The sequence below is a fragment of the Pseudonocardia sp. genome, from assembly GCF_025965585.1.
Lineage (GTDB): Bacteria > Actinomycetota > Actinomycetes > Mycobacteriales > Pseudonocardiaceae > Pseudonocardia.
This window is the reverse complement of sequence record NZ_JAOPWR010000186.1, coordinates 17,559-27,586: the sequence shown is the minus strand read 5'-3', so window position 1 is coordinate 27,586 and position 10,028 is coordinate 17,559. Positions and strand designations below refer to the sequence as shown.

At 74.7% G+C, this 10,028-nt stretch carries 11 protein-coding genes, 1 tRNA gene and 1 pseudogene; 9 read left to right on the top strand and 4 right to left on the bottom strand.

Annotation, left to right across the window (positions count from 1 at the left end; all coding sequences use genetic code 11):
* Window positions 1–299, bottom strand: a 299-nt coding sequence (locus JWR81_RS12010; RefSeq protein ID WP_297650587.1) for an SAF domain-containing protein, incomplete at its 3' end; no start/stop codon positions are given.
* A gap of 115 nt (window positions 300–414) precedes the next feature.
* Here JWR81_RS12010 and JWR81_RS34335 point away from each other — a divergent pair.
* Window positions 415–603, top strand: a complete 189-nt coding sequence (locus tag JWR81_RS34335; protein ID WP_367278777.1) for a hypothetical protein — start codon at window positions 415–417, stop codon at window positions 601–603.
* Window positions 604–617: 14 nt separating this feature from the next.
* Here the strand turns inward: JWR81_RS34335 and JWR81_RS34330 are convergent.
* Window positions 618–803 (bottom strand): annotated as a pseudogene (locus JWR81_RS34330) (FmdB family zinc ribbon protein); the annotation flags it as partial.
* 12 nt (window positions 804–815) lie between these two features.
* The gene (locus JWR81_RS12000; RefSeq protein ID WP_297650583.1) at window positions 816–1,457 is read right to left on the bottom strand and encodes a 5-formyltetrahydrofolate cyclo-ligase; all 642 of its coding nucleotides are present in this window, start codon (window positions 1,455–1,457) and stop codon (window positions 816–818) included.
* 36 nt (window positions 1,458–1,493) lie between these two features.
* On the opposite strand from JWR81_RS12000, the gene JWR81_RS11995 reads away from it, so the two are divergent.
* The 6 genes from JWR81_RS11995 (at window position 1,494) to JWR81_RS11970 (ending at window position 6,824) form a co-directional block, all read left to right on the top strand.
* Window positions 1,494–2,402, top strand: coding sequence for a UTP--glucose-1-phosphate uridylyltransferase (locus JWR81_RS11995; RefSeq protein ID WP_297650581.1), 909 nt, complete (start codon window positions 1,494–1,496; stop codon window positions 2,400–2,402).
* Window positions 2,403–2,409: 7 nt separating this feature from the next.
* Entirely contained in the window at window positions 2,410–3,633 is a 1,224-nt protein-coding gene (gene glp, locus JWR81_RS11990) for a gephyrin-like molybdotransferase Glp (RefSeq protein ID WP_297650579.1), read from the top strand.
* Window positions 3,634–3,651: 18 nt separating this feature from the next.
* Entirely contained in the window at window positions 3,652–4,317 is a 666-nt protein-coding gene (locus JWR81_RS11985) for a GNAT family protein (RefSeq protein ID WP_297650577.1), read from the top strand.
* Between the two features lie 221 nt (window positions 4,318–4,538).
* Window positions 4,539–5,774, top strand: coding sequence for a gephyrin-like molybdotransferase receptor GlpR (glpR, locus tag JWR81_RS34325; RefSeq protein ID WP_367278776.1), 1,236 nt, complete (start codon window positions 4,539–4,541; stop codon window positions 5,772–5,774).
* Between the two features lie 44 nt (window positions 5,775–5,818).
* Window positions 5,819–5,891 (top strand) — tRNA-Ala (locus JWR81_RS11975).
* Window positions 5,892–5,960: 69 nt separating this feature from the next.
* Complete coding sequence (locus JWR81_RS11970) at window positions 5,961–6,824, top strand: hypothetical protein (protein ID WP_297650575.1); 864 nt, start codon at window positions 5,961–5,963, stop codon at window positions 6,822–6,824.
* A 9-nt stretch (window positions 6,825–6,833) separates the two neighbouring features.
* Here JWR81_RS11970 and JWR81_RS11965 read toward each other — a convergent pair whose 3' ends face one another.
* Window positions 6,834–8,891, bottom strand: coding sequence for a glyoxal oxidase (locus JWR81_RS11965; RefSeq protein WP_297650573.1), 2,058 nt, complete (start codon window positions 8,889–8,891; stop codon window positions 6,834–6,836).
* A gap of 106 nt (window positions 8,892–8,997) precedes the next feature.
* On the opposite strand from JWR81_RS11965, the gene JWR81_RS11960 reads away from it, so the two are divergent.
* Together JWR81_RS11960 and JWR81_RS11955 are read left to right on the top strand one after the other, a co-directional pair.
* Window positions 8,998–9,567: a hypothetical protein gene (locus JWR81_RS11960; protein WP_297650571.1), complete on the top strand. Its 570-nt coding sequence runs from the start codon at window positions 8,998–9,000 to the stop codon at window positions 9,565–9,567.
* 49 nt (window positions 9,568–9,616) lie between these two features.
* Window positions 9,617–10,021, top strand: a complete 405-nt coding sequence (locus tag JWR81_RS11955; RefSeq protein WP_297650568.1) for a hypothetical protein — start codon at window positions 9,617–9,619, stop codon at window positions 10,019–10,021.
* The last annotated feature ends 7 nt before the right edge of the window (window positions 10,022–10,028 follow it).

Here is a 10,028-nt window from a genome sequence, read left to right as displayed (position 1 = left end):
ACCCGACCCTCGGCGGCGGCCGGATCGCCCAGCGCACCCGCGGGGACCAGCTCGGCCGGCCACTCGCGCACGACCACGTCGGTGCCGCGGACGGTGGCGCCCGCGGGGATCTCAACGGCCGCGACGGCGACCGGCGCCCCGGCGGCCGCGGAGCGCGGGAGGACGGCCAGGACGAGCGCCAGCCCCGCGAGGACGGCCGCGGCGATCCTCCGGGCCAGGGCGATGCGGCGCCAGCCCGGCCCGGTGGCCGCCGCGACGAGGCGGTGACGCAGGCGGGGCGCGAGCCGGTCGGTGGTCATGGACCGACGCTAGGTCGGCCGGGCCCTCACCGGGCGGCTGTCAGTGAACCTGTGGACAGCCGAACCGCGATGGGGACAACTCGCGCGGGGCTGTCAGGACGCCGCAGCCGCGGGAGTGGAGCTGGAGCCCCCCGAGCCGCTCGACGAGGACGTCGACGAGGACTTCTCCGACGAGGACTTCTCCGAGGTGGAGGACGACGTGCTCGGCGCCGAGCCGTTCGACGAGCTCTCGGAGCCCTTCGACTCGCTCTTGGACTCGCTCGCGACGGTGCTGCCTGCGGCCGCGCGGCTGTCGGTGCGGTAGAAGCCGCTGCCCTTGAACACGATGCCGACCGAGGAGAAGATCTTCCGCAGCTTGCCGGAGCACCTAGGGCACTCCGTCAGCGATGGATCCGAGAAGGACTGCACAGCGTCGAACCGGTGGTTGCAGACGGTGCAGGCGTACTGGTAGGTGGGCACGTATTCCTCCGCTAACTGGCACTCGCACACAGAGAGTGCCAGCATAACCCTCCGGGATCACGAACTGTTCCCCAGCCGGATCACTCCCGCATCCGGGAGTAGCGCGCCGGTCACCCGGCGGTCGTGCGGCTCCACCGGCACCCGCGCCACCAGCTCGTCGTCGTTCAGCACCACCACCAGGGGCGTCGCGGTCCGGGCCAGCGGCAACGTGCGGTCGTAGAAGCCGCCGCCGCGGCCCAGCCGACGGCCGTCGCGGTCGGCGGCCAGTGCGGGTACGAGCATCAGGCCCGCGTGCGTCACGGTCGCGGGTCCGAGCCGCGGGCCCACCGGTTCGCGCAGCCCGAGCGGACCCGGCCCCAGCGCCTCGACGCCGTCGAAGCGGGCCCAGTCCAGCGGTCCGGGAGCCGGGGGCACCACCGGGAGCAGCACGTCGTGGCCGGCCTCGCGCAACGCCTCCACCAGCGAGGACGTGCCCGGCTCCGATCCCACCGGGAGATACGCGCACACGGGGCCGCTCGTCCCGTCGGCGAGCCGTACGGCACCCGCGGCGAGCGCGGCGGCCCGGGCCGCGCGGACGGCGGCGGGGAGGGCCCGGCGGGCGGCCAGCAGGCGGCGCCGCCACGCGTCCTTCTCCTCCCGGACGGCCGGCCCCCCGCCATCACCGTCGGGGGAGGGCGGTACGTCCGCGCGTGCCGTCACCGGCGCAGGTTACCGGCGCAGATAGGGTCCTCGAGCATGAGCGAGCTTGCGAGCGCGTCGTCGGCGCGGCCGACGTTCCGTACTGCCGTCGTTCCGGCCGCAGGCCTGGGCACGCGGTTCCTGCCGACGACCAAGACCGTGCCCAAGGAGCTTCTGCCCGTCGTCGACACACCGGGCATCGAGCTCGTCGCCGCCGAGGCGGCCGAGGCGGGCGCGGAGCAGCTGCTGATCATCACCTCCCCCGGCAAGGACGCGGTCGCCGCCCACTTCGCCGACTCGTCCGAGCTGGAGAAGACCCTCTCCGCGCGCGGCAAGGACGGTCTCGTGGCGAAGGTGCGTCGCGCGCACGACCTCATCGCCGTCCGCACCGTCACGCAGGACGAGCCCCTCGGGCTGGGCCACGCCGTCGGTTGCGCGCGCGCCGAGATCCCGCGCGGCGAAGGCGCGTTCGCGGTGCTGCTGCCCGACGACCTCGTGCTCCCGTCCGGCGTGCTGGGGCGGATGGCCGCGGTCCGGGAGCAGTTCGGCGGCAGCGTGCTCTGCGCGTTCGACATCCCGCGTGAGGAGATATCCGCCTACGGTGTCTTCGAGGTCAGCGACACCGACGACCCCGACGTCAAGCAGGTGCACGGCATGGTGGAGAAGCCCGCCGCCGCCGACGCGCCGTCCACCTTCGCGGCCGCCGGCCGCTACCTGCTCGACGTCGCGATCTTCGACGCGCTCGACCGCATCACCCCGGGGGCGGGCGGCGAGCTGCAGCTCACCGACGCCGTGCAGCTGCTGATCTCCGAGGGCCACCCGGTGCACGTGGTGGTGCACCGCGGCGGCCGGCACGACCTCGGCAACCCGGGCAGCTACGTGCGGGCGTTCGTCGACTTCGCGCTGGAGACTCCCGAGTACGGCCCCGATCTGCGGTCCTGGCTGACCGCCCGACTGGAGCGCTGAGCGGCACGTGCGTTCGGTCGACGAGCAGCTCGAACGGGTCCTCGGCTCCGCCGTCCGCCCTGCGCCCGTGCGTCTGGCCATCGCGGAGGCCTACGGCCTGCGCTGCGCCGAGGAGGTCGTGAGCTCGCGCCCGCTGCCGGGCTTCGACATGGCCGCCATCGACGGCTACGCGGTGCGCAGCGTCGACGTGGTGTCCGCCGTGGACGGCGAGACGGTCGAGGTGCCCGTCGTCGGGGAGATCCCGGCCGGGTCGCGACAGCCGCTGCGCCTGCAGCCCGGGCAGGCGGTGCGGGTGGCTGCGGGCGCCCCGCTGCCCACGCTGGCCGACGCCGTCGTGCCAGTGGACTGGACCGACGGCGGCGCGGCGCGGATCGTCGTCCACCGCAGGGTGCCCTCGGCCGGGTTCGTGCGCCGCGTCGGCGAGGACGTGCAGCCCGGCGACGTGGCCGTGCGCCGTGACGCGATCATCGGTGCAGCCCAGGTCGGGATGCTGGCCGCCGCGGGCCGCGACAAGGTGCTGGTGCACCCGAAGCCGCGGGTCTCGGTGATCTCCGTCGGCGACGAGCTGGTGGAGCTCGCCCGCACGCCCGGCGCGGGCCAGGTCGCGGACGTGTGCTCGCACGCCCTCACCGCCGCCGCCCGCGAGGCCGGGGCAGACACCTCGCGCGCCAAGCTCGTGCGCGGCGACGCGCGGGAGATCGGCGCCGCGATGCAGGACCGCCTCCCGTTCAGCGACGTGATCGTGGTCTGCGGCAACGTCGGCGGGCGCGCGGGCGCCGAGGTTCAGGCGGCGCTCTCCGGGCTCGGCGAGGTCGACCTCACCCGCGTCGCGATGCACCCCGGGTCGTCGCAGGGCTTCGGGCGCCTGGGCCCGGACGCCGTGCCCACGTTCCTCTTCCCCGCGAACCCCGCCACGGCCCTGCTGCTGTTCGAGGTGATGGTGCGTCCGCTGCTGCGCACCGCGCAGGGCCGCCCCGACCCGTACCGCCGCACGACGACCGCGCGCCTCACCTCGCCGGTCGCGTCCGTGGCCGGTCGCCGGGGCTATCTGCGGGCCCGGTTGCTGCGCGAGAAGGCCACCGGCGACTACCTCGTGCAGCCGTTGGGCACGTCCGGCACGCACCTGCTGTCGTCGCTCGTGGACGCGAACGGGCTGATCGTGCTGCCGGAGGACGTCACCGAGGCCACCGTCGACGAGCAGGTGACCGTCGCGTTCCTGCCGGGCTCCTGAGCGGACCCGCGATCCGCCATGGCGCACTCGTACCCGGAGCCCCCTGTCGGACGGCATCCCGGATGGCCCTCCCGGCCCGGCCCGCTGAAGGTCCCGGCCGGGGTCGTGGCGCTGCGGTCGGTCCGGCTCCGTGACGGCTCGGACTGGTCGGCCATCCGCACCCGCGACGAGCGCCACCTCTCGCCGTGGGAGCCGACGATGCCCGGGGGTTGGATCCGCCGCAACGCCGCCACGGAGTGGCCCGGGCGGTGGCTCCAGCTGCGCTCGGCGGGCCGGCGGGGCGTGGCCCTGCCGTTCGCCGTGACGCTGGACGGCCGGTTCGTCGGCCACGTGATGGTCGGCAACGTCCTGCGCGAGCCGCTGCTGTCGGCCTACGTCGGATACTGGGTGGACTCGACGGTCACCGGTGGCGGCGTGATCACCGCGGCCGTCGCGCTCGCCGTCGACCACTGCTTCGGGCCGGTGGGGCTGCACCGCCTGGAGGCCACCGTCCGCCCCGAGAACGGCGCGAGCATCCGCGTGCTGGAGAAGCTCGGGTTCCGCCAGGAGGGGCTCTTCCGGCGCTACCTCGACATCGACGGGGCCTGGCGCGACCACTACTGCTACGCCCTGACCGCCGACGAGCTGCTGCCCGGCGGGCTCGCGGGGCGGCTCGTGGCCGAGGGCCGCGCCTCCCGCGCCTGAGGTCGCGTACGACTCTCTGTTATTCATTCGTAACACTCCGTACACCCACATGAGCACCATGCGTCTCAGTGGTCCCCTGGTCCTCATGGGTGAACCCGCAAGGCAACGGCGCGTCGCTACCGGGTTCACCCCGCCGCGCTCACTACCGTTGGGGTCCGGACGTGATCTCGACTGGGGAGACGGGTCGCGACCGGACTGCGCCGTGGGGGGAGGAGGCAGCCGTGCCCAGTTCGATGATCTTCGTGGGCCTCGTGGTGTTGTGGCTGCTCATCCTCGTCCCTGCGGTCGCGCGACACCGCCAGGAAGTGGCGAAGCCCAGCGTGGCGGCGCTCTCCGGCCGGGTGCTCGAGCGACCGCGGCGGCGCCACAACCTGGAGGTGGACGTGACGGACTCACGTGAGCGAACCCTCGACGCGGACGAGGCGCCGCGCGTTCCGGCGGCGCGGTCCGGCGCCGCGACGCCGGCAGGCGCCGTTTCCGCGGCCCGGATGCCGAGCGCCCAGGCCGGGGCGGTGGCGACCGAGCCGCGTCCCGATGACGCCGCCGCCGATCTCGAGGACGGCGACGAGCTCGACGCCGACCGGGACACCGGCCTCGATCCGGCCGGCGACGACGACGAGCAGTCCGAGCACGACCGCGAGCGGTCCGAGCCCGACCGCGAGCAGTCCGAGCCCGACCGCGAGGCCCGGTACGCCCACGACGAGTACGACGACGAGCGCGAGCTCGACGAGGACGACCGCCGGTGGGAGCGCCCGCCGCCGCGCTACCGCCCCGGACGCGGCGGTTACGACCCGGAGGCCGCCGCGACGGCGGCCCGGTACCGCTACACGTTCCGGCAGCGGGTGGTGCTCGCGATGCTGGTGGCCGCGGTGGTCACGGGTGCCGTCGCGGCCGTCTCCGTCCCCGCCGTCTGGTGGGTGCACGGCGCCGTCGACCTCGCGCTCGTCGGCTACCTCGTCTACCTGCGTCGCCAGGTGCGGATGGAGGAGGCGATCCGCGACCGCCGCGCCGCCCGCATGGCCGGTACCCGGCGCCGCCCGGCCGCCGAGGACCCGGAGCTCGACGAGTGGGCCCGCCGCGGGCGCGAGGCGGCCCACCGTCCCGACGCCGACGGCAGCGCCGAGGAGGCGGAGCCCGGCGAGGACCTCGCCCACGACGCGGACGAGCACGGCGCAGACCAGCTCGGCGCAGACCACCTAGGGGCGGACGAGCACGACGGGGAGAACGAGCTGGAGCGCGAGCAGCCCGAGCGCGTCACCGGCACCGGAGCGTCGCTGAGCACCGCCACCGAGCTGTCCGACCCGGTCGAGGAGATCGCGCTGCCGCGGCTGCGGCCCGCGCCGCCGCCTGCTCTGCCTGCGGGTACGTCACTGGTGGAGGAGATCGACGGTGATCCCGACCTCTACGACCTCGACGGTCCGGCCCGACCCGACTACCGGCGTGCGGTGGGCGAGTAGGCGACTGATAGTGTCTTCCACGCCCGCCGGGAACGGCAGGCACCGGGGCTGTGGCGCAATTGGTAGCGCGTCTCGTTCGCATCGAGAAGGTCAGGGGTTCGATTCCCCTCAGCTCCACAACACGCATCCCGACACCCCGATCTCCATGTGAGATCGGGGTGTTCGCGTTCCGGCAGGATCCCGGGCATGCGCATCGCGATCGTCACCGCAACGTCCGCCATCGGCACCGACGACGACGAGCCCCTGCTGCTGCCCGCGCTGCACTCCGCCGGGGCGGAGGTCGCCGTCGTGCCGTGGGACGACCCCGCGGTCGCGTGGGACGACTTCGACGTCGCGGTCGTGCGCTCGGCCTGGGACTACTCGGCCCGCCGCGACGAGTTCCTGGGCTGGGCCCGGGACACCGCGGCCCGCACCACGCTGCGCAACGGCCCCGATGTGCTCGCCTGGAACACCGACAAGACCTACCTGCGTGAGCTCGCAGGCGTACCGGTCGTTCCCACCGCGTTCCTCGAGCCCGGCGACGCCGTCGCACTGCCGGACGGCGTCGAGTTCGTGGTGAAGCCGTCGGTGTCGGCGGGGAGCCGCAACACCGCGCGCTACGCCGCCGACGCGCACCCCGCCGCCCGCGACCACGCCCAGCGGCTGCTCGCCGCGGGCCGGACCGTGATGGTGCAGCCCTACCAGGCCAGCGTCGACACCCGGGGCGAGACGGCGCTGCTGTTCGTCGGCGGAGCGTTCAGCCACGCCGCCTCCAAGGCCGCCCTGCTCACCCCCGGTCACGTGCTCAGCGCCGACAAGCTGTTCGCGACGGAGAAGATCTCGGCGACCGAGCCCACCGCGGCCGAGCGGGAGGTGGCCGAGGCGGTGCTGGACGCCGCGCCGTTCGCCCGCGAGGACCTGCTCTACGCCCGCGTCGACCTGGTGGAGGGCGCCGACGGCGGCCCGCTGCTGCTGGAGCTGGAGCTGGCCGAGCCGTCGTTGTTCCTGCCCCAGGCCCCGCCCGCCGCCACCGCGGCGTTCGCGGCGGCGATCGTCGCGGCGGCGGGGTAGCCGAGACGCTCAGCCCCCGTCCTCGACGACGCGGACCAGCAGCGACCAGCCACCGCGGCCCTTCAGGGCCGGTCCCGTCACCCGGACCGTGAAGCCGTCCGGGTCGGCCCGCCACCGGCGGCGCAGGGTGCGGTAGGCGTCGCGCTCGTCGGGGGTGGCCGCGCGGGGGCCGCGGGTCTCGAGGTCCCAGGCCAGCTCGGTGCCCGGGCGGAGCGCGCGCAGCCGGACGGGGGCGGGGAGGCCGGGCGCGACCAGGTGCAGCAGGGCCGCCCGTGCGCGGAGCGTGCCGGTGAGCGTCAGCTCGATGCCGCGGAACGCGTAGCCGCCCCCGGCGGAGGCCGCGAGGCGGGCCGGCCAGCGGTCGAGGTCGGGCAGGCCCTGGTCGCGGAGGTGCACCACGGCGGTGGAGTCGCGCGCGTCGGCGAAGGGGTCCACCGCGGCAACCCCGTCCAGCGTGCCCAGCGCCTCGTACGCCCCGCCCCAGCAGGCGCTGAGCCCGTAGGGGCACTGCGCCGTGAGACCGACCGTCACCCGTGTCCCCGCAGGCGCTGCGCTCGGGGCGGTGGCCCGCACCTCGGCCGCCCGCACATCGGCCGCCGGCACGTCGGTCGCCCGCACCGCCACGACCGGCCCATCGGCCGGCGCGGGTGCCGTGACCTGCACGATCCGCGCCACCGACGGCACCCCCGCACCGCTGAGCACGAAGAGCAGGGCGTGGCCGGGCGGGAAGTCCGCCGGACCGGCGGGTGCCGTCACCGTCAGGGTCGTGCCCAGCGCCGTGAACGCGAGCGGCGCGAAGCGCTGGTTCTGGTCGAACGAGTGCGTCACCGAGCCGAGCCGGACCAGCGTCACGCGCGCGATGTCGGGGTCCTGCACCGCGACGGTGAACGCCTCCCCGTGGACGATCGCGGCGGGCGCGGCCGCGATCTCCGGGCGTGGGCCGCGGAACAGGTACGGCGGGTGGAAGACCTGCGCGTCGCGGTGGGTGTCGCCGGGCGGGTTGGGGTCGGTGCCGATCACGTACTCGCCACCGCCGGCACTGAGCACCGTCGCGTCGGGCAGCAGCAGGGCCGTGGCGTGGTAGCAGCGGTCGACGTCCTCCGCGGCCATCGCGGTCCACCTGTCGGTGCCGGGATCCCACAGCTCGGCCACGTGCACGGGGTGGCCGGGCGAGACGTCGTCGAAACCGGGGCCGCTCGTCCCGCCCGTGACGAGCACGGTGCCGTCGGGCAGCACCGTCGCGTTGTGCTGGCGGCGCCGGAAGCCCGTGCTCGCGGCCGGCCGCCAGGCCGGGGCGGCTGCGGTGAGGTCGATGACCTCCGTGGCGGCCGTGGGCAGGTCGGTACCCGCGTCGTTACCGCCGCCGATGTAGATCACCCGGCCCGGTGCGTACATCACCGACGGCGCGTACTGGCGGTCGCCGTTCGCCCGCGCGCCGATGGGCGTCCAGGCCCCGGCACCCGCGGTGTCCAGCAGGTACGTCGTGGGGTTGGACCCGGACATCAGCACCCGCCCGTCCGGCGCGACGTGCATCCGCGGGTAGAGCGGCAGCCCGGTGAAGTCGACGGTCGGCTGCCACGCCGTGCCGTCCCAGATCTGCGGGACCCGGTTGGGCCCGCTGCCGTCCGTGACGCTGCCGGAGATCACCAGCGCGCGCCCGTCGGCGAGCGTCGTGACGGTCGGGTACCAGCGCCCGTCGTTCATCGGGGGCAGGGCGGCCCAGGTCCGGGTCACGTGGTCGTAGGTGCAGGCCTGGTTCACGCCGTGGCCGTCGGTGAGGTGCCCGCCCGCGACGAGCAGCCTGCCGTCGGGCAGGAAGGCGTGCCCCGAGCAGAACAGGTTGACCGTCGTGCCGTCGGCGAGCGCGGGCCGCGGTGTGGGCGTGGACGTCCCGGTGACGGGATCCCAGACGTGCGGCGTGCAGGAGTGCTCGTTCAGCGAGGCCGCGGGGTCGTCGCGCCGCCCCCAGAACAGCACCGTGCCGTCGGGTAGCAGGTGCGTGTGGATCGCGACGTTCGGTAGCGGGAACACCGGGTCCCAGCGCCCGATCTGGGTCGGATCTGCCATGGAGGTCCTCCTCGGGGTGCGCGGGGTGCGCACGGGTGAGCCACGAGGGGTGCCCGTTGATACGCAGGATGTGTGGGTGTGCCGGGTGTCCGGCAGGATGCCCCGGGTGACCCGACTGCGCAGCACCGTCGCCCTGATCGTCCTGGTGCTGGTCGTGGGCATGCTGGCGGGCGTGTCGCTGGCCGATCCGTTCCATCTCCGCTACGCGAGGTGGTTCACCGCGGGCCTGGTCGGGCTGGCGCTGGTGCTGCTCACTGCGGCGTTCGCGGTGGTGACGCGGCGCGGGCTGCTGCGGGGCCTGGCGCTGCTGGTGGGGTTCTTCGTCGTCCTCGGGTGGGCCGGGTTCGTGTTCGCGGCGAGCCGGCTGGCGGGCACCAACCAGGAGCTGACGCGGGTGTCCGCGGGCGGGCGCAGCCTCGTCGTCCTGCAGGGCTCGGGGGCCACGCTCGACCCGGTGTACGCGGTGGTCCTGCGGGCGGGCAGCGGCCCGTTCGAGCAGGAATCGCTCGTCTACCAGGGTCAGGAGTCCGGGCCGCCGCCGCTGGCCGTCCGCTTCGTCGACGGGGGCACCGTTGAGGTGCTCACCCGGGGTGGCTGCCAGTACCGCTCACAGGTCGAGGGCGTGACGCTCGCCGTCGACCCGGTGCACCGCCCGTTGCAGCCAGACGTCTGCTGATTCGCTTCCGTATGGAACATTTCCTGTCCGCAGCTTTAGAATCGCGGGCATGACCGACGCCGACGAGCTCGCCACCGCCGTCCGAAACGACCCGAGCGCCCCGAAGGTGGGCCGGCTCTGGCAGGCCGTCTACGGGCTGGAGCACTGGTGGCTGCTGCCGACCGGGGACGCGGCCGACCCGCGCCCGATGGTCGGGGTGGTCGAGGACGCCACGTTCCTGCTGGCCTTCACCAGCGACCGCCACGTCAAGGACTTCGCGAGCCGCCAGGGCGGGCCGGTCGACGAGGCGGGCATCCCGGCGATGTCGATCACCCCGAAGGACGTGACGGGGCTGGCGCCCACGGTCGTCGGGCAGGGCGTGGCCGGCATCCTGTTAGACCAGGGCCTGCACAGCTTCGTCGCGCCGGTCACCGCGCTGCAGGCGCTGTGGGACCAGTTCGGGGCCGCGGCCTGAGAGCGGC

Coding starts and splice junctions, on each gene's coding strand:
- JWR81_RS11995 (WP_297650581.1), top strand. CDS start 1,494: ATGAGCGAGCTTGCGAGCGCGTCGTCGGCGCGGCCGACGTTCCGTACT.
- JWR81_RS11985 (WP_297650577.1), top strand. CDS start 3,652: ATGGCGCACTCGTACCCGGAGCCCCCTGTCGGACGGCATCCCGGATGG.
- JWR81_RS11970 (WP_297650575.1), top strand. CDS start 5,961: ATGCGCATCGCGATCGTCACCGCAACGTCCGCCATCGGCACCGACGAC.
- JWR81_RS11965 (WP_297650573.1), bottom strand. CDS start 8,891: ATGGCAGATCCGACCCAGATCGGGCGCTGGGACCCGGTGTTCCCGCTA.
- JWR81_RS11955 (WP_297650568.1), top strand. CDS start 9,617: ATGACCGACGCCGACGAGCTCGCCACCGCCGTCCGAAACGACCCGAGC.